Annotated in this window: 15 protein-coding genes; 6 read left to right on the top strand and 9 right to left on the bottom strand. The window is 38.7% G+C overall.

Annotated features, from left to right (window positions below; translation table 11 throughout):
- Positions 1-101 precede the first annotated feature (101 nt).
- The 3 genes from PQO03_RS15700 (at position 102) to PQO03_RS15690 (ending at position 2,563) form a co-directional block, all read left to right on the top strand.
- The gene (locus PQO03_RS15700) at positions 102-269 is read left to right on the top strand and encodes a hypothetical protein (RefSeq protein ID WP_274154140.1); all 168 of its coding nucleotides are present in this window, start codon (positions 102-104) and stop codon (positions 267-269) included.
- A gap of 33 nt (positions 270-302) precedes the next feature.
- Entirely contained in the window at positions 303-752 is a 450-nt protein-coding gene (locus PQO03_RS15695; protein ID WP_274154139.1) for a hypothetical protein, read from the top strand.
- A 566-nt stretch (positions 753-1,318) separates the two neighbouring features.
- Positions 1,319-2,563: a DEAD/DEAH box helicase gene (locus PQO03_RS15690; protein ID WP_274154138.1), complete on the top strand. Its 1,245-nt coding sequence runs from the start codon at positions 1,319-1,321 to the stop codon at positions 2,561-2,563.
- A 503-nt stretch (positions 2,564-3,066) separates the two neighbouring features.
- Here PQO03_RS15690 and PQO03_RS15685 read toward each other — a convergent pair.
- Together PQO03_RS15685 and PQO03_RS15680 are read right to left on the bottom strand one after the other, a co-directional pair.
- Positions 3,067-4,566 carry a sulfatase family protein gene (locus tag PQO03_RS15685; protein WP_274154137.1) on the bottom strand — a complete coding sequence of 500 codons (1,500 nt, stop codon included), beginning with the start codon at positions 4,564-4,566 and terminating at the stop codon, positions 3,067-3,069.
- A 242-nt stretch (positions 4,567-4,808) separates the two neighbouring features.
- Positions 4,809-6,419, bottom strand: a complete 1,611-nt coding sequence (locus PQO03_RS15680) for a sulfatase family protein (RefSeq protein WP_274154136.1) — start codon at positions 6,417-6,419, stop codon at positions 4,809-4,811.
- Between the two features lie 259 nt (positions 6,420-6,678).
- On the opposite strand from PQO03_RS15680, the gene PQO03_RS15675 reads away from it, so the two are divergent.
- Positions 6,679-8,061 (top strand): sulfatase family protein, encoded by a 1,383-nt coding sequence (locus PQO03_RS15675; RefSeq protein ID WP_274154135.1) that lies wholly within the window; start codon positions 6,679-6,681, stop codon positions 8,059-8,061.
- A 167-nt stretch (positions 8,062-8,228) separates the two neighbouring features.
- The gene (gene traT, locus PQO03_RS15670; RefSeq protein WP_274154134.1) at positions 8,229-9,065 is read left to right on the top strand and encodes a complement resistance protein TraT; all 837 of its coding nucleotides are present in this window, start codon (positions 8,229-8,231) and stop codon (positions 9,063-9,065) included.
- Positions 9,066-9,264: 199 nt separating this feature from the next.
- On the opposite strand, the gene typA is transcribed toward traT, so the two are convergent.
- Positions 9,265-11,061, bottom strand: coding sequence for a translational GTPase TypA (typA, locus tag PQO03_RS15665; protein ID WP_274154133.1), 1,797 nt, complete (start codon positions 11,059-11,061; stop codon positions 9,265-9,267).
- Between the two features lie 186 nt (positions 11,062-11,247).
- Between typA and PQO03_RS15660 the strand changes: the two genes are divergently transcribed.
- Entirely contained in the window at positions 11,248-11,802 is a 555-nt protein-coding gene (locus PQO03_RS15660; protein WP_274154132.1) for a TetR/AcrR family transcriptional regulator, read from the top strand.
- A gap of 112 nt (positions 11,803-11,914) precedes the next feature.
- On the opposite strand, the gene PQO03_RS15655 is transcribed toward PQO03_RS15660, so the two are convergent.
- The 6 genes from PQO03_RS15655 to PQO03_RS15630 all read right to left on the bottom strand — a co-directional run bounded on the left by PQO03_RS15655 (position 11,915) and on the right by PQO03_RS15630 (position 18,465).
- Complete coding sequence (locus PQO03_RS15655) at positions 11,915-12,301, bottom strand: nucleoside triphosphate pyrophosphohydrolase family protein (RefSeq protein WP_274154131.1); 387 nt, start codon at positions 12,299-12,301, stop codon at positions 11,915-11,917.
- Between the two features lie 6 nt (positions 12,302-12,307).
- Entirely contained in the window at positions 12,308-13,363 is a 1,056-nt protein-coding gene (locus PQO03_RS15650; protein WP_274154130.1) for a serine/threonine protein kinase, read from the bottom strand.
- Between the two features lie 19 nt (positions 13,364-13,382).
- A complete protein-coding gene (locus tag PQO03_RS15645; protein WP_274154129.1) occupies positions 13,383-14,354 on the bottom strand; it encodes a KpsF/GutQ family sugar-phosphate isomerase in 972 nt (323 codons plus the stop codon).
- A 124-nt stretch (positions 14,355-14,478) separates the two neighbouring features.
- Positions 14,479-14,964, bottom strand: a complete 486-nt coding sequence (locus tag PQO03_RS15640; protein WP_274154128.1) for a hypothetical protein — start codon at positions 14,962-14,964, stop codon at positions 14,479-14,481.
- The gene (locus PQO03_RS15635) at positions 14,957-16,540 is read right to left on the bottom strand and encodes a peptide chain release factor 3 (RefSeq protein ID WP_274154127.1); all 1,584 of its coding nucleotides are present in this window, start codon (positions 16,538-16,540) and stop codon (positions 14,957-14,959) included. The genes PQO03_RS15640 and PQO03_RS15635 overlap by 8 nt, the downstream gene beginning before the upstream one ends.
- A gap of 143 nt (positions 16,541-16,683) precedes the next feature.
- Positions 16,684-18,465, bottom strand: coding sequence for a carbohydrate ABC transporter permease (locus tag PQO03_RS15630; protein WP_274154126.1), 1,782 nt, complete (start codon positions 18,463-18,465; stop codon positions 16,684-16,686).
- Between the last annotated feature and the right edge of the window lie 76 nt (positions 18,466-18,541).

Below are 18,541 nucleotides of genomic sequence, written 5' to 3'. Positions count from 1 at the left end.
AATCTAATGGCGATATTGGCAAAGAATTAATCGCATTTAATTCTACCAAAATTAATCTCCTGTGATAGACTGAAACTAAATAAAATTTAAAGGATTCACACATGGGTTGGACTCTCGTCATCATCGCAATAGTTTTGTCACTTTTTAATGGCAAGAAGCCCTCGTCTATTCATGATCCTCGAGGCTTTAAAGATCACAGTAATCTAAGAAGCATTATCGGCGGGATATTTATGGTCGGTTTAACTATTCTATTTATTCAATATTTTTAATATAACAAAATTTTATTTTAAAGAGCAAGCCCTATGAAACTACCTTCACTTTTAGTCCTCCTAATTATGGGTCTTTTTTCATGTACCCAAACTCAAGAACCACATGCATGGCTCGAGGGCGATGAACATCAACGAATTGATACGGTAGCACGCCACTTGCGAGGCAATGACCTTGTGATGTGGGAAGTTAACTATCGCTATAACAAGCTCTACGAAGCTATCAAAACGAGTAATAATGAATACGCATTATATCAACTACAGAAAATAAAGCTTACCATGGCTAACGGCGCCGAAAGAAGATCAAAAAGAAAAAAATCTTATGAGTGGTTTTTCGCCAACGCCATTCCTCCCATGGAGAAAGCTATAATAGACCAGAAAGATCCCATGGGTGAATTTAAAGTCTTCACTTCTAAATGCGTGACCTGCCACAGCATGGAAAACGTGGCTTATATGCCCATTAAACTACCATGGCTTAATGAGTAGATTAAAAATGCCATGCTTCATGTGAAGTGAAATCAATATCCAATATCTCTATTATCTATTACATCAACTTAAATATTAGCGTAGATTCATAAGGAAAAATTATTCACAAAAGAGGAATCCTTATGACAATAGTAAGCATCATCATTTTAGCCCTTCTTTCAATTGCCCTTATCGCTGCGATTAGATTCTGTGTTATTTCAAGAAATATAAATTGGGAAGCCCGAACTTTTGCCATTCTGACTTTTTTACCCCTTACTTGCTTTAGTCTATTTGGATTCATGGCTTCATTCGAGCCCGTTGATAATCAAATCATCTGGCAAATCTCATATATCCTTCTATTCATGACGTGCTTATTCGCAATAACTCGCCTCATATTAATAAGAAAAACAAAACCTGAAGACTAATACTCATCAAAGCCTAAACTTTTAGTACTAGAATTTAGTTCGCAATAAGCATCTTCCTTAATTCATATTGACTCTTAATAGACAAAAAAAGATGCGAAGGGATTGTTTATCTGGCGCAGGTCAATTATTGTCCTTTTAATTATAACAGAACACGAGCCTTGAATGCAATTCACTGAATTAGATCTTCCCCACTACCTTAGAGAGTCTTTAGATAAACTAAAATTTACCGAAGCGACTCCTATCCAAGAAAAAGTAATCCCTTTAATTAAGCAGGGAAAAGATCTCTTAGCTGAGTCACAAACTGGAACAGGAAAAACCTTAGCTTTCTCTTTTCCTTTAATTGAGCGCATTAATTCTCTACCGGATAAAAAGAAAAAAATATCCATCCTTGGCTTAATTCTTGTTCCTACCAGAGAACTTGCGGTACAATTGGAAAAAGCCTTTAATACTTACGCTGAATTTTCTCTCAAAGAAATAAAAACGGCGAGCCTTATTGGTGGAGAAAGTATTCACCAGCAGATCCGTAAACTACGCATCGGCTTAGATGTCGTCATTGCTACCCCTGGTCGCCTTCTTGAACTTATCGAACAAGGCGAAGTTCGACTCTATGAATTAGAGATGCTCATCCTCGATGAAGCTGACAAAATGCTAGACCTAGGCTTTGCAGATGAACTCAAAGCACTTTTAAGTAAACTCCCAAAGAAAAGACAAAACTTACTCTTCTCTGCAACTTTGCCCGCCAGAGTTCAAGACTTAGCCACCAACTTTTTGAGTGATGCTGAAGAAGTACGCGTGAGTAAAGATCAAATCACAGCGGAAAATATTGAGCAGCGTGCCATTGAAGTTGATGCCAACCTACGTCGCCAAGTTTTACAAAAGCTCTACCAAGAAGAAGAATGGAAGCATACAATTATTTTTGTTTCGAGTAAACGTTCCGCCTCTAATTTGGCAAACAAACTCAAAAAAGAAGGCCTCAAAGTTCAGGACTTTCATGGTGACCTCGATCAAGAGGCCCGCACAAAAGTTTTGCGCTGCTTCCAAAATAAAGATTTTCCCATTTTGATTGCGACCGATATTGCCGCGCGTGGTATTGATATCACTAAACTCAGCCATGTGATCAATTATGATTTACCTCGCTCAGCTTTGGATTACGTGCATCGCATTGGCAGAACGGGACGTGCAGGTCAAAAAGGAGTGGCAATTTCCTTTGTTAATCCAGCTAATGCCGATCACTTTAGCGTCATTGAAAAACACGTCGGCATCAAACTCACCAAAGAACGTATTCCTGGATTTGATAAAATCACTCCCTTGGAAGCTCCAAAAATCAAAGGACCAATCAAGGGCAAGCGCAAGAGTAAAAAAGATAAATTACGTGAGCAACTCAAAGGAAAACTTAGCGATCAGTAAAACTTCGCCTAAACACCTCTCAATAAAAAAAGCCAATCAGTAATGATTGGCTTTTTTTATTGAGAGATTAACTCATATCTTCGTGACTTAAATTTTTTGTTTAAGCAGATCACGCCGCTTATCATTTCCCTGGGTGCTTCGCACACGAGAAGACTCTGTCCCCTCGAACTCCCCTTAATGGGTGGGAACTTAAGCACATGCCGAAGGTATGTAGTAGGGTAGCCATCGGATTTATCCGGTGGGTGTTGTTAAAAAAATGATATTCATGCCGAAGGTATGAAGGAAACGCTCTGCAGCGTACCTTCGGCACGCGCGATGATGTTATTCAAACACCACGGACTTACGTCCATGGCTACATGCCTAAGCTCTTCGAGCTCAAATATCTCTTAAGTTCCCACTCATTAGAACTCCCCTGCAAGGACTTGCCAGTCCTCGACCAGGCAATTTGAGTGCTGCGCACTCTCATTACGGCCTCAGGTGCTTAATCATGTGAGATCTTAGAATTACTTCTTCTTTTTACTCTTTTTTTTAGGAGATTTCTGAGGAACATCTACCACTTTGTATTGATCTTTTAGACGCTGTAATTCTTTTTTACTTATTGCGATTTCCGCAGCATACTCGGGGTTATTGTACTGACTCTTCATTTCCTGAGGATCATTTTTGAGATCATAGAATTCCCATTCTTCTCCATTAGGCACATCGATGCCATAAAAACGAATAAGCTTAAAACGTTTTCCCGACACGCCTTCATGACGACGAACGCTATGAGATCCACCTGGGTATTCATAATAATGATAGTAGAGATGCTTTCTCCAGTTTACAGGAGTCTCACCTTTAAGAAGTGGCACTAAACTTTCACCCTGCATATCTTCAGGTGCTTCAATACCTGCGATATCGAGAAAAGTTTCGGCAAAATCAATGTTTTGAACGAGGTCACTATTACGTGTCCCTGCTTTTGTCACACCAGGCCATTTGGCTAAAAGTGGTGTACGGAAGCTTTCTTCATACATAAAGCGCTTATCAAACCAGCCGTGCTCACCAAGATAGAAACCTTGATCTGCTGAATACATAACGATAGTATTTTTATCCAAACCAGTGGCTTTTAAATGATCTAAAAGAAAGCCAATATTTTCATCCACACCTGCAATACAAGCTAAGTAATCACGCATGTACCATTGGTATTTCAAACGGATGAGTCCCTTCTTATCACTAGGATCAAGTTGTGCGAGTTCTTTTTGACGTTCTGGTTGCTCTGCTTTGACGTCTTGTTTCATGCGCATGGTGATATCAATAGTCATATCTTGCTTATTGGCCGCTTCTCCCCTACCCTTGTAATCATCAAACAAAGTATCGGGCTCAGGAAAAATTTTATCACTGAACTTTTCTTTCCAGCGTGTTGTTGGCTGCCACGCTCTATGAGGAGCTTTGTAATGAACCATCAGCATAAAGGGCTTATCAGCTTTGCGATCGTTATCTAACCAATTCAAAGCTCTTTTAGTAATGACATCAGTCGAATGTTCACCCTTGTATACGGTTTTGCCTTCTTCTGTGACAAAACTCGGATCCCAATACTTACCCTGTCCAGGAAGTACTTCCCAGTAATCAAAACCCTGCATTTTTCCACTCAGGTGAATCTTACCAATCATTGCCGTTTGGTAACCATTCTTTTGGAGGATTTTCTGGAATTGTTGCTGGTCGTGATTAAAGGGTCCACGATTATCAATTTTTCCATTGAGGTGACTATGCTTACCCGTTAATAAAGTTGCACGACTCGGTGCACAAATTGAGTTACCCACATAAGCTTTATCAAAGACCATTCCGTCTTTGGCAATGCGGTCAATATTTGGCGTCAGATCTAAGCTTTCAAAACGTCCGCCATAAGCACCGATAGCTTGGAAAGCATGATCATCTGAAAACAACCACAGAATATTGGGTTTTGCGTCTTTCGCAAAAATTGGACTAGCAATCAATAGCAGTAAAAGGCTACTCATAAACTTTGACATTGGGACTCCCTAAGGTTTTATTTAAGTTCTTATGATTAATACAAAGCTACAAAAGGAAAAGTTACACCTATCTTGTATTTTTTAGTAAATTTCATCTGAAATTCATTTTTAATTCTTGTGATATTTAGTTTATTTCTCTTGAATTCATACGATTTTATTCCATTAGAAAAATGAATGTGCAGTACGATTAATTAGCAATGACTCACCATCATGATTTGAATAAGTCTTTGCTATACTTTGAATTATTTATTCTTATTTATACGAGGTTTTTGAGGTACCTCAACCACTTTATATTGAGTTTTTAAATTCTGTAATTCTTTCTTTAGCTTTGTGACTTCCGCAGCATACTCAGGATTATTGTACTGACTCTGCATTTCATCTGGATCATTTTTTAAGTCAAAAAACTCCCATTCCTCACCATTGGGAACATCAATGCCATAAAAACGAATTAGCTTAAAACGTTTTCCCGACACACCTTCGTGGCGACGTACACTATGAGAACCCCCTGGGTATTCATAATAATGATAGTAGAGATGCTTTCTCCAGTTTGTAGGAGTCTCTCCTTTCAGAAGAAGCACTAAGCTTTCACCCTGCATACCTTCTGGAGCTCTTATACCCGCCATATCTAAAAACGTTTCGGCATAATCAATATTTTGAACTAGATCTGAATTACGTGAACCTGGTTTCGTTTTTCCTGGCCACTTGGCAATTAGTGGTGTACTGAAAGATTCTTCATACATAAAACGCTTATCAAACCAACCATGCTCACCTAGATAGAAACCCTGGTCAGATCCGTAGATCACAATCGTATTTTTCTCTAGACCAGACTTTTCTAGATAATTCATAACTTCGCCTACACAGTCATCTATACTTTTGGCCGTTCTTAAATAGTCCTTTACATAACGCTGATAGGACCAACGAACCCATTCATCAGTACCCTTCTCAATATTTTGAGCATAAAAATCTGCATTCCGCGGATCATATGCCGCATCCCAAATCTTTCTTTGTTCGCTATTCATACGGTAATAAGCACCATGCTCACCATGCGGCTTACCCTTCTTTTTTTTGAAGTTTTCAGTCATAGCCTTCTTTTCTTCTTCATTTCTAACTTTTAAATCACTGGCCTTGTTCATTGTGATTCTTAAAGACATATCCTGCTTATGTGCTGCAGTGCCACGTCCCTGGTAATCATCGAAAAGATTTTTGGGCTCAGGTAAAGTTACATCATCGAACAGTCCCACATGACGCGGTGCTCCCATCCACGTACGATGGGTTCCTTTATGATGAACCATTAGCATAAATGGCTTCTCTTTATCTCGTTTATTTTCTAACCAATCCAGTGATTTCTCTGTTACTATATCCGCGACATAACCAGTATAACTTTTTGTCCCTTCCTCAGTAATAAAATCAGGATTATAATAACTCCCTTGACCTGGAAGTACTTCCCAATAATCAAAACCCTGCATTTTCCCATTGAGATGAATCTTGCCAATCATCGCTGTTTGGTAACCATTTTTTTGGAGGATTTTCTGAAACTGTTGCTGATCGTGATTAAAACCTCCACGATTATCAACTTTACCGTTAATATGACTGTGTTTACCTGTTAAAAGTGTCGCACGACTAGGAGCACAAATAGAGTTAGCAACGTAACTGCGTTCAAATAGCATACCTTCCTCGGCAAGTCGATCTAGGTTTGGTGTTGGATTGACTGACTTTAAAATACCCCCATACGCCCCTATAGATTTCTGGGTATGATCATCTGAAAAAATCCAAATAATATTGGGTTTTTCATTTTTTGCAAAAATTGGACTAGTAATCAACAGGAATAAAAGGCTACTCATGAATTTTGACATTGGTGCTCCTCTAAGGTTTTTATTTTTAATACGCTCTTATATAAGGAAAATGACATTATTTATCTATACTTTGATGAATTTATCTAAAATTTATTTTTTATTCTTCTGTGATTTAGTTTTTCTCATAAATTCACCCAAACTTTTCTCATTCTACACCACAAAATAGGATAAATTACAATAAAAAGCAGATATTCAAATATTTGGCGGTGTAGATGGTTTAACTAGAGTCAAAATTAAATATAAACAACGAGGAGAAGGTATGTCAAAAATCATTAGCATTTTATTATTTTTATCGACTTATATAATAGCCGCATCAGATAAACCGAATATCATCTTAATCATGGCTGATGATGTCGGCTGGGAAGCTTTTGGCTCTTATGGTACAGAAGATTATAAAACTCCAAATCTGGATGCCTTAGCTGCAAATGGGGTTCAATTTAATCATTGTTATTCCACACCCATTTGTACAACTTCACGCGTGATGATTATGACAGGTCAATACAACTTCCGCAATTACACTCACTTTGGATACTTGAACCCAAAGGAAAAAACTTTTGGGAACCTACTCCAAGAAAATGGCTACAAAACGGCAATCGCAGGAAAGTGGCAACTCAATGGTCTCTACAATAAACTACCTGGTCACGACGATAAAACACGACCCTACAAGGCGGGTTTTGATGAGTACTGCCTATGGCAACTAACTAAAGAAAAAAAATCAGGAGGAGAACGTTTTTGGTCACCTATGCTTGAGAAAAATGGTGAAGAAATCTCAAAAGATACAAACAAAGATCTCTTCGGCCCTGATATTTTTTCCGATTTCATCTGCGATTTTATGGAACGCCACAAGGATGAACCCTTTTTTATTTACTACCCTATGGTTTTAGTTCATGACCCTTTCATTCCTTCACCTGACACGGTGGGTAACGCGAGTCGAGGTGCAGAAAGAAATAAAGAACCCAAAGACAAAAAACAGCGTAAAGCCAATTTTGTTTCTATGGTGGAATACACTGATAAAATTATTGGCAAAATCAGAAAGAAACTTGAAGAAATTAGTCAATCGGAAAATACGATCATCCTTTTCACCGCAGATAATGGCACCCACCCAAAGATCACTTCAAATTGGAAAGGCCAAGAGGTTAAAGGTGGTAAAGGCGGCATGACTGATCCAGGAACTCATGTCCCACTCATCGTCTCATGGGAAGGCAAGTCACTAAAGTCTGCGAAGACTGATGCCTTAGTAGATTTCACTGATTTCTATACTACGTTTGCGGAAATCGCCAATATTGATCTTGGCGAGAATGATCCCATTGATGGCTATAGTTTTTTACCGCAATTATTGGGCAACAAATCCACGAGGCGCGATTTCGTCTTATGTCATTATCAGCCTTACTGGAACAAAAAGCCCGGTCAGTTTGCGAGGACCGCAAAATATAAACTCTATCGAGATGGACGCTTTTACGAAACAGCCAAAGACTTAACTGAAAGAAATGATCTTTCCAAAAAGATGAATTCTGAAGTCATGATGACTGCACATGAAAAATTAAAAAGCTTTCTAGATACTTGTCCCCCTGCTCCAGAAAATATAAAGGCAGATAAAAACACTAAACAACGTCCGACTTATCCTAATCATAAAAAACTTTAAAGGACCCTAGCCCATCAATAAAGCAATTAATTTTAATGATTTCCTATATTGATTTAATCAATAGATAACTAATAGATTTTCTATATCTACTTTAGTACAAATGGTTTTAGACTAAGTCATAGCTTATGATGATTCAACAAAACCGTGAATTAACGAGGAGATAGAAAATGAAAAAAATACTACCACCACTTCTTATGCTGATAACGACAGGTATTTTCTGTTCCTGTGCCAGCTACATTGATCCGGAAGGTAATGAACTGCAACTTAGTGGAAAATGGTTGAATACCGTCCCCAAAGCTCGACCTGTTAGTGCTGAAGGAAAATTGGTATACCTTTCTGTTCGCAATACCTCTTTAAAAAATATTGAATTTTCAGAGACTGTAAAAAAAGAAGTTATAAAAATCGGCTATAAAATCACTGATGATCTTGATCAAGCCAGCTACGTGCTCATGATCAACCTTCGTTACTATGGTTCAAAATCTGAAACAGGTTATCACAATACGGCTGGCGGCATGGTGGTCGCGGCAGGTGGCAGTGAAGCCCTTGGGCATGGCACAGATCTTATCACCATACTCATTGGAGGTCTTGTAGGTAAAATAGCTGACAATTATGATAAAATGGTAACTAAGGATATCGTGATAGATATTCGCCTAGGCGAAAAAATCGGAAAAGAATTCGAAACTAAAGTAAGTCATAATAATTCGAATCAACTCAATGAGACTTCCAAGAATACCAATAGCCATTCAAATACTAATCGATCACTTGGTCTCGGTGGAGGTATCGGTATCAAAACTGGTAAAGACGAGAGCAATGCCGAAGATAAACATAATGGTCAAACTGGCTACAAAACTGAAGAATCCAGCAATTTCACGCGTAGTGAAATGTTTTTTTATCACGAAGCTAGATTATTAGTCTCTGTAGAAAAACGAGAACTCGAAGATCAAGAAGCCATTAAGGCTCTGATCCCTGAACTTTCTCGCTCTGTCAGCCAAGTACTTCCTTAGCGTTTTATAGCCATCAAATAAAGCATGTCAGGTCGAACTGATCACTCCTACAGTTAACAAGACGCACTAGCGAATATAATCCATGCCTTATGAATCCCTCAGCTTCTTTCAAGCGAATACTTTTTAGCTTTGTTAGGCAAATAAAAAAAAGGCCCCTGATCAATTGATCAGGGGCCTTTAAAATTTTATTTAAGACTTATTAGATCTTAGAACCACGCTTACGTTCTACTTCTCTAAGAAGCTTTTTACGGAGACGAATTGTTTTTGGAGTACATTCTACAAGTTCATCAGCACCTACGTACTCGAGGTATTCCTCAAGACTCTTAACTGATGCTGGTGTTACTTTGATAGCTTTATCAGTACCAGATGAACGTACGTTTGTAAGCTGTTTAGCTTTAAGTACGTTAACCATCATATCTCCTTCACGACTATTCTCACCAACAACCATACCTTCATATACTTCAACGTTTGGATCTACGAAGAAAGTACCACGCTGTTGAAGGGCATCAATTGCGAAAGCAGTTGACTGACCCTGAGTCATGGAAATAAGTACACCATTACGACGGTGTGGGAATTCGCCTTTCATTGGCTCATAAGCTTCGAATGAGTGACCAATGATAGCTTCACCTTGAGTCGCTGTAAGTAAACGGCTACGAAGACCGATAATACCACGTGTAGGGATTGAGAAGTTAAGCATAGTACGACCCGAACGAGTCTCCATAGTTTTCATCTCACCGCGACGTGCGCCAACGATTTCGATAACTTTACCTGCTGACTCTTCTGGCACTTCTACTGAAAGATTTTCGATTGGTTCATGTTTTACACCATCAATTTCACGGGTAATAACCTGTGGCTGAGATACTGATAGCTCATAACCTTCACGACGCATGCTTTCAATCAAAATTGATAAGTGAAGAATACCACGACCCGATACACGGAAAGCCTCGCCGTTGACGTCTTCTACTTCTAGTGCCACATCTTTTTCTATTTCTTTAGTGAGACGATCAGCAACCTGACGACTTGTTACGAGTTCACCTTCTTGACCGAAGAGTGGCGAATCATTCACGCGGAAGAGCATGGATAATGTTGGCTTATCTAAATCCAAAGGAGGTAAAGCTTCTGGCTCTTCAGCATCACAAATTGTCACGCCGATATCACAGTTACTCAAACCAACGATTGCACAGATATCACCGCACTCAACTTCTTCTACTTCACGACGACCGAGGCCATCAAAAACAAAAAGTTGTTTGATTTGTGTACGCTCTTCTTTACCGTCTGCGGTAATAGTCATTACTGGCTTATTTTTATTAAGTGTACCGCGATAAACACGACCAATACCAATACGACCAACATAAGAACTATAATCAATAGTTGTAATCTGTAATTGAACTGGACCTTCAACTTGAGCAGGTGGCTTGATATCATTTACAATACAATCAAGTAAAGGGATGATATTCTCTTGTGAACCATCAGGTGACTCTGCAAACCAACCATCACGACCTGAACCGTAGAATACTGGACAGAAAACTTGTTCCTCAGTTGCACCGAGTTCAAAGAAAAGATCATGGACTTCATCAAGAACTTCATCACAACGTGCATCATTTTTATCAACTTTATTGATAACTACGATTGGCTGGAGGTTGAGTTGAATTGCTTTATTGAGTACGAAACGAGTCTGAGGCATCGGACCTTCTGACGCATCTACAAGAAGTAGTACACAATCAGCTTTCTTAAGTACACGCTCTACTTGACCACCGAAATCCGCGTGACCAGGTGTATCAATGATATTCATTTTACATCCGCCATAATTAACGGAAATAATTTTAGAAAGAATTGTGATACCACGCTCACGTTCTTGGTCATTCGAATCGAGGACACAGTCTACTGTTTCTTCATTTTCGCGAAATACTGACGCCTGTTTCAAAATCTCATCTACGAGAGTGGTTTTGCCGTGATCAACGTGGGCAATAATTGCAACATTTCTAGTTAAGCTCATGCTTGTCTCTTTTATATATAATAGGATTAATAATATTTTTCCCTCGTAGGGTACTCACAAAGTCTTATTTATCAACTCGAAAGAAAAAAAAGCGATTGATTTATCTTTAAGCCATTGCAAATCAAATTTTTCCTTTTAAAATGATCTAAAGACCTAAACACAAAAAACTAATGACTGAGTTATATTATGCGCAAAAACAGTAAGTTGAAGTACGACAAAATTCTTCATACCACTATTGCTCTCTTCAACGAACAGGGCATCACCATTAGCGGAGTAGACCTCATCAGCGCACGTTCTGGCGTCGCTAAGATGACTCTTTATAAATATTTTGAGTCAAAGAATGGTCTCATCAAAGCCTACTTAGACTTTATTTCACAACAGGCCATTAACAAATTCAATGAAATTTGCGCATCTCGTGAAACACAAGAATGTATCAATAATTTCTTTACACTTGCCATAGAGAAATGTAAAACTGAGAATAACCGTGCCTGTCCATTAATATGTTCAGCTTTAGAACTTGGCAATGAACACCCTGAATTCGTTAAAATCGTTCGCGATGCCTACGAAAACATCCGCCACTCAATTGATATGAAATTATACGACTTCCAGCACCCAAGTGCTGAGTCGACTTCTAAATTGATTATCACACTCTACCAAGGTGCCGTCATTTCTGCTTACATTAATAAAAGTATCGAACCTTTAGAACTCGCTAAACAGCAAGCTCTTGCTTTTCTTAAATAAGAATTTAGCGCACTTTTTAGTTTCAAAGCAAGGATTTTTCAGCTTTACTGGATAAAAAAAACGCCAGCTCAATTAAGCTAGCGTTTTTTTTATGTAAGCTAAATATTGAAAACTACCAGCTACCTTCTGTTTGTTGGCGATCGACTTCTTTATCGAGGTAAGGAGCGGGATCTTTCCACGACTTGGGTTTCATGATTTTCCCATCATCACGACGAATCACTTTGCCATCGACAACTTTTTGCATATTAGCAGTGTGAACGATATCAAAAAGTGGATCCAAGTTCATACCGTGACGCACTGCAGTATCACAGATGTAATAAATAGCATCAATTAAAGCATCGGACTGTTCGGTGATATTTGTTGCTTCTTCGAGCTCATCTAGTTCATCATTTACCATGCTGCGAATAAATGCAATGGCATCCCTTGTCATTTCAATCGGTTTCGCGGGATTTGCCTCGTTACAGGCATCAGAAAATTCTTTTACTTTTGTACAGTACATATTTACCTAATTAATTTTTAATTTCGAAAGTGCTTTTCGTCTTTGCTGAATACGTGGATCAGTAGTCTTCTTATTTTTCTTCATACCACCTAAAATTTCTACCAAAACTTGCATAGCTTCTGTGTAATAGTTATAGCGTTCATCGCGTTCAAGACGAATTAAAGTATCGACAAAAACTTGAACATCTTCAGGAATGCCAGACATTTTACTACTTGTCTGCAAACGAACATTCTTTATCTGACTCTTGACGATATTCATAATATCTTTGGCGTTGAAATAGGGCTGACCTTTAATCAATTGATAAAGCACCATGCCTAATGAGTACATATCAGCTCTTATATCTTCGCCCTGTCCCTTAATTCTCTCTGGAGGCATATAGAGTGGTGAACCTAATATATCGTCACCATCGTACTGCCAGGCTTCCATGAGTTCCATACAGAGACCATAGTCTACAAGAACAACCTTGTTATCTGGAGCTATAATAATATTTTCGGGTTTTAAGTCACGGTATAAGTAGCCTGCTTCATACATGTGTTGAAGGCCAATAAGAATATCCAAAGCATAATACAAAGAAAGCTCTAAATCGAAGCCCCCTGCTATGTCCATTATCTGGTCCAAGCGTATTCCGTCGACCATTTCCATGACCATATAAGCATTGCCATTATCTTTACCATAGGCAAAAACTTGAGCCATATTTTCATGGTCGCCAAACTTGTGGCCGATTTTAGCTTCAGCTAAAAGTAGTTCAATAATATTTTCTCGGACTTCATTTGCTTGGAGGACTTTCACGGCGCCTTTAACGTCGGGATCTTCTATATGTCGAGCTTGATAAACTGCGCCCATTCCTCCGCTACCAATAGGTTTATAAACCCACCACTGATCAAGCTTCAAAGGAACTAAATTTAAATCATCACACTTGGGACAATTAATCATGTTTAAGGGAGCGTATTCTGCAATAGGAAGTTTTTTGTTGCACTTAGAGCAAGGAAAAACGCCTTTTTCAAACTTGGCTATTTTTGATTTTTCATCATTCCCCAATCCTAGTATTCCCATTAAACCCATCAACGTGTCCTTTTGTAAATTACATAACTTTAAATTTTGGTAGATCTTGAATATCGATCACTCCAGATACTTTATCATCTTCATCCACAACGGGTATCGCATTAATATTTTTTTCGCGTAAAATATCCAAAATATCTACTGCCATTTGGCTTTTATAGAGCTTGGTGGGACTTTTCACCATGATATCCGAAACTTTTAGCTTGAGGAAATCTATATCATTCGCAATACCACGCTTTAAATCACCGGTAGTAAACACACCTAATAAATCTTTGTCTTGATTGGATACAATCGCAATGCCACCTTTGCTTTTACACATAGCTAATACTGCTTCTTGAACAAGATTATCTGCTTCGATAATGGCCACACGCTCATCCGTTCTCATCAGATCATCAACTGTCAATGTTATCGCACGACCGATGGCTCCTGATGGGTGAAGCTTTCCGTAATCATGAATTTTAAAATCATGCTCACCCATCAATACCATGGCAATCGCATCCCCTAAAGCAAGCATTGCGGTCGTTGTAGTGGTCGGAGCTAAATTAAAAGGACAGGCCTCGGAATCAATTTTACAGGGAAGTGATACTGAAGATAGTTGGCCCAAGCTAGAATCAACATTTCCTGTGAGTGAAAGTACTTCTAAACCAAGACGCTTAACTGCGGGGATAACTTTAAGTAGTTCATCTGTTTCACCACTATAACTAAGTCCAATAAAAATATCGTCATCATACATCATACCCAAGTCACCATGCATCGCCTCTACAGGATGAATAAAGACTGCACGTGATCCCGTACTAGATAAAGTCGACGCCATTTTTTGAGCGATCTGACCACTCTTGCCAATACCGGAGAGGACGAGTTTATTCTTATTCTTGAGGGCTTTTAAGCAGATACTAACAAAGTGATTGAAACGTTCATCGAGCTGATCGGCAATACTTTGGATTCCTTTTGATTCGATATCCAAAACTTGACGAGCTTGTGGTAAGTAGTCCATTATGTCTCTTTGGTAAATTAAGTTTTTATAAACTAGCAAAAGCCCTTAAAAAAGAAAGGGCATTTGACTCTATATAAACAAAAGATTTATGACAAAGTTACAGCTGGTACACAGGATTGTTTAATTATGGACTATTTAATATTCTAGCGAGAATGCGCATCATTAAATCGAAGGCCTCGACACGACGGTCTTCTGCATGCTCTGGATTCATTTCTATCGATGGATTAGCTCCAACAAAAGATTGTGCCGCAATAATAGCCCAATCCCATAAAAGAGATGGGTCCACCTGATTTAGTGTATCTTCAAAATCATGAGGCATACGAATATATTTGACAAAATCTTTAGTTTTTTTATTCCACTCATTAAACAGTAGCTGACGATCATCACCGTCGAGTAAATTGATCTTATCTAGGACCGCTTCACCATAGTACAAAAGACTTTGAACCAAAATTTCTAGTAAGTAATTAAGTCTCTCGCCATCACTCTGAGATTCATTGAGTTGAATAGCTTCTGCTGCTGCATCTAGAATAAGGACTTTAAGTTCGCTTGTCTCCAAGCGAGTCAATTCATCGAGTGCTTGCCGTAAATCTAAACTCAGTATATCAGGCATAATCTAAGAGTTCGTGATCCGGGTTTTCTTTCCGTGCGTAATCTTTCTCCCAAGGATTTGAGAATAAAATCATGGGTCGATCAAAACAATCTTGGACGAGTTTTGAATTAAAGGGAACTTTAAACTTAGACGCATCACCCTTGATCCAAGCAGAACAAGTATAGGGCAACATATCCAAACGGGTATCAACTTTATACTCGTCGCGCAGGCGATGCTGTAAAACCTCAAACTGAAGTCGACCTACTGCCGCTAAGAAGGGATAAGAGAAGGTATCATTATACTCATACATGAGTTGAATCGTTCCTTCTGCAGACAACTGTGCCAAGCCTTTATCAATCGCTTTACGTTTACCCAAATCTTTAGGAACAACACGAGCAAAGAGTTCTGGCTGAAAGTAGGGAAGTTTTTTAAATTCAAAGCCACCTTTATGTGAAACTGTATCACCGATCGCTAAACCGGCCGTATTAACAATACCTATAACATCGCCAGGATAAGCACTTTCCAATGTCTCACGTGAAGCCGCCATTAATACTTGTGGAGCCGCGAGACGAACCTTTTTCTTAGTCCTATGATGTAAAACACTCATGTCTTTCTCATAGACGCCCGAATTCACACGTAAAAAAGCAATACAGTCACGATGCTTAGGATTCATATTGGCCTGAAGCTTAAAGACATAAGCAGAGAAATCTTCATCTGGAGCAATTTCAATTTCTTCACCATCATTTTTATCTGCAGGACGGGGAGCCGGCGATGGCGCCAATTCGACTAAGGCATCAAAAAGTGGTTCAACACCATAATTATAAATGGCAGAACCAAAAAATACGGGAGTGACTTTACAATTTAAGTAAGCCTCACGAGTGAACTCATTTCCGGCCATTTCTAAAAGTTCTAAATCTTCACGAACACTTGCAATCTCTTCGTCAGAAATTTTATCATTGCCCTGAGCAGTAGCGACATCCATATAATCGACGTGTGGCTTTGCCGCCCCACCCGATTTAGCTTTGGTATAAAGATTAATCTCATTTTTCGCACGATCTGCAAGGCCTTTAAATTCTTTACCACAACCAATCGGCCAGTTTAATGCTGCCGCTGGAATACCTAAAACGCTTTCAACTTCTTCCATTAATTCAATTGGGCCTTTACCATAAGAATCCATTTTATTGACAAAGGTAAGCACTGGAATACCGCGCAAACGACAGGCCTCAAACAATTTACGTGTTTGTGTTTCCACACCTTTTGCACAGTCAATAACCATGATCACAGAATCTGCTGCCGTCAGTGTACGGTAAGTATCCTCCGAAAAGTCTTGGTGACCAGGAGTATCAAGGATATTGATTTTACAGTCTTTATATTCAAACTGCATCGCGGATGCTGTAATCGAAATACCACGTTCCTGCTCCATACTCATCCAGTCTGAAGAGGCTGCTTTTTGTCCCTTTCTTGATCCTACCATACCAGCCGTACGAATCATACCGGAATAAAGGAGGAGCTTCTCTGTAAGTGTAGTTTTACCCGCATCAGGGTGAGAAATTATGGCGAAGGTTCGACGCCTAGTTATTTCTTGATTTAAGTCCATGCTTGAATGTTCCATATAAATTTAATTCGCACAAAATAAGTGCTAATCTATTGCTTGCACTGTGATCGGCGATAAATCTTTAGCTTTACTGAAAAAAGTTCTTCCGCCAAGACTTGATCAAAAGGACTTTATCTAAGTAAAAATCACTTTTCAGAAGGAATCACAATCCCCTTCATGATGACTTTCTGACAAGATAAAAATATAATCAGAGTGGGTATTCCTGCAACGACTAAACTCGCATATATCACGGCCTGCGAGGCTTCTGTCTGCAACTTAAAGAGATAAACCATTATGGTCCACATAGATTCATCCTGGCAAATCAGTAAGGCATACATAAAGTTTCCGTAAGCCGCAGTAAAACTGTTTAAGGCAATTAAAGCTAGTACGGGCTTAGATAAATTCAGCGTAATCTGCCAAAACATGCGAAACTCCCCTGCGCCATCAATAGAAGCAGCTTCATAGAGTTCCTTGGGCAGAGAATCAAAAAAGCCTTTAAGAATGAAAATCGAATAACCATTCGCCATTGTCGGCAATACCAAAGCCCAAAAAGTATTCAGTAAGCCCAAGTCTTTCAGCAAAAGAAAAGAAGGGATTTGAGTAACCGCGACGGGGAAAGCCATGGTTGCCATAAAAAACATTAAAATTTTGTAAGTACTAGGCAGCTGGTAGCGACTTAAGGCGTAAGCAGCTAAAGGGTTGACGATTAGTGAACTAATGATGGTTAAAAGACAAAAAACCAAAGTCACCCAAGCGGCACGACCTTGCTGGGTGAGGTAGTTAAATACGAAACGAATATTAATACTTGCCAAATCCCAACGCAACTTAGTTTTATTCTCTAAGACATAGTTATAATCAAGCGATGATTGTGGAATATAAATTTCGTGAATAGAATTAAAATCCCTCTTGAGCGCCTTATTAATACTTTTTAAATCACCATACTCATCTAATAAAAATCCTTGAAAGCCTCTTTGCGGACCTCGCAAAAGCAATGAATCAAAGTCTGCAGATCTTTCTATATATGCACCATAGAGCACGGCTTCTTGAGAATTATTAGGCATTTGCGTAATCAATTCTATTTCTTCAAAAGAACTGAGATGCGGGAAAACTTTTTGTGCTGTATTGATATCTCCGAGAAAATTATTTTTTATGAAATCCTGATAATTTATTTTTTGTGTTGCTGTCTTTTTCAAGTCGATATATCGAGGATTTAAAAATTGCCTAATAAAACTTGATCGTTGTTTATTGTACCAATCATTGCCTTGTGTATGAGATAAATGGAGCTCGTGAATTGCCTTGATTTCTAAGCCCGTCATTTTACTGATCTCTTCTAAGTCCGTCCCCGTAAAAGGCAAAATCATTTGACTGCGAAACTGACCATCTACACTAGGGTAAAATAAATCCGCTTGATTAGCTTGCTGCTTAAATTCGATCAATTCTGTCATTAAGGCAGAATCATTTGCAGTAAAGCTTTTACTAAAAAAATTCTGTTGGATAACGGCGCCAGCAAGTGATTGCCAGTTAGGCATATTGAGTTTCAAGGCTTGATTAGTCTTATTGAGTCCGCCAAAATTATCATCCAAATGTCGAATGAATTCCAATCCCAGTTCCGGAAGATTTTTATTACTCGCATTCACATGACCTAAGCGCGAATTATAGATACTCCCTACATTCTCATTCAGATATGATTTATACTGTTTTAAAAGTTCTTTTTCTTTTTCCGCAGCTAGAACTTCTAACTCAGAAAAACTCATATAAGGAATTTCATTCGACGCATTATAATTGTCAATTTTAGTGTATTTACTTTCGCACCAAGTACGATACAATTCTAAGTCATCATATAAATACTGAGGAACGAGATTGAGCCTACTTGAGTTATACTGTCCTTTCATCGAACCTGAAAACATCAGTAAGAAAGGCACTATCATGCTTAAGGCACCTAAAGCTAAAAAGAAATAGAAAGCTAATATGAGTCCTCGTCCCTTAGTCGATTTTTGCGACACT

This window comes from Lentisphaera profundi, assembly GCF_028728065.1.
Classification (GTDB): domain Bacteria; phylum Verrucomicrobiota; class Lentisphaeria; order Lentisphaerales; family Lentisphaeraceae; genus Lentisphaera; species Lentisphaera profundi.
This window is presented reverse-complemented; position numbering and strand designations above follow the sequence as displayed.

What these genes read in the sequence shown, in the direction of transcription:
- PQO03_RS15700 (WP_274154140.1), top strand. Translation starts at nt 102, where the DNA reads ATGGGTTGGACTCTCGTCATCATCGCAATAGTTTTGTCACTTTTTAAT.
- PQO03_RS15695 (WP_274154139.1), top strand. Translation starts at nt 303, where the DNA reads ATGAAACTACCTTCACTTTTAGTCCTCCTAATTATGGGTCTTTTTTCA.
- PQO03_RS15690 (WP_274154138.1), top strand. Translation starts at nt 1,319, where the DNA reads ATGCAATTCACTGAATTAGATCTTCCCCACTACCTTAGAGAGTCTTTA.
- PQO03_RS15685 (WP_274154137.1), bottom strand. Translation starts at nt 4,566, where the DNA reads ATGTCAAAGTTTATGAGTAGCCTTTTACTGCTATTGATTGCTAGTCCA.
- PQO03_RS15680 (WP_274154136.1), bottom strand. Translation starts at nt 6,419, where the DNA reads ATGTCAAAATTCATGAGTAGCCTTTTATTCCTGTTGATTACTAGTCCA.
- PQO03_RS15675 (WP_274154135.1), top strand. Translation starts at nt 6,679, where the DNA reads ATGTCAAAAATCATTAGCATTTTATTATTTTTATCGACTTATATAATA.
- traT (WP_274154134.1), top strand. Translation starts at nt 8,229, where the DNA reads ATGAAAAAAATACTACCACCACTTCTTATGCTGATAACGACAGGTATT.
- typA (WP_274154133.1), bottom strand. Translation starts at nt 11,061, where the DNA reads ATGAGCTTAACTAGAAATGTTGCAATTATTGCCCACGTTGATCACGGC.
- PQO03_RS15660 (WP_274154132.1), top strand. Translation starts at nt 11,248, where the DNA reads ATGCGCAAAAACAGTAAGTTGAAGTACGACAAAATTCTTCATACCACT.
- PQO03_RS15655 (WP_274154131.1), bottom strand. Translation starts at nt 12,301, where the DNA reads ATGTACTGTACAAAAGTAAAAGAATTTTCTGATGCCTGTAACGAGGCA.
- PQO03_RS15650 (WP_274154130.1), bottom strand. Translation starts at nt 13,363, where the DNA reads ATGGGTTTAATGGGAATACTAGGATTGGGGAATGATGAAAAATCAAAA.
- PQO03_RS15645 (WP_274154129.1), bottom strand. Translation starts at nt 14,354, where the DNA reads ATGGACTACTTACCACAAGCTCGTCAAGTTTTGGATATCGAATCAAAA.
- PQO03_RS15640 (WP_274154128.1), bottom strand. Translation starts at nt 14,964, where the DNA reads ATGCCTGATATACTGAGTTTAGATTTACGGCAAGCACTCGATGAATTG.
- PQO03_RS15635 (WP_274154127.1), bottom strand. Translation starts at nt 16,540, where the DNA reads ATGGACTTAAATCAAGAAATAACTAGGCGTCGAACCTTCGCCATAATT.
- PQO03_RS15630 (WP_274154126.1), bottom strand. Translation starts at nt 18,465, where the DNA reads ATGATAGTGCCTTTCTTACTGATGTTTTCAGGTTCGATGAAAGGACAG.